Origin of the sequence: Pseudomonas sp. PNPG3 (assembly GCF_023093815.1) — a bacterium.
Taxonomy (GTDB): Bacteria; Pseudomonadota; Gammaproteobacteria; order Pseudomonadales; family Pseudomonadaceae; genus Aquipseudomonas; species Aquipseudomonas asiatica.
The window spans coordinates 1-208 of sequence record NZ_JALLKV010000395.1; the positions used below are offsets into that span (position 1 = coordinate 1).

Below are 208 nucleotides of genomic sequence, written 5' to 3' on the forward strand. Positions count from 1 at the left end.
GATGATCACGCAGCAGCCGCTGGGCGGTAAGGCCCAGTTCGGCGGCCAGCGCTTCGGCGAGATGGAGGTGTGGGCGCTCGAGGCGTACGGCGCCGCCTACGCCCTGCAGGAGCTGCTGACGATCAAGTCGGACGACATCCCCGGCCGCGTCAAGGTCTACGAGGCCATCGTCAAGGGCGAGAACATCCCCGAGCCCGGCATCCCGGAG

Annotated in this window: 1 protein-coding gene; it reads left to right on the top strand. The window is 68.8% G+C overall.

Annotated elements, in window-relative coordinates:
• Positions 1-208: hypothetical protein (locus tag MJ643_RS31420; RefSeq protein WP_247727416.1), on the top strand; the 208-nt coding region annotated here is incomplete at both ends.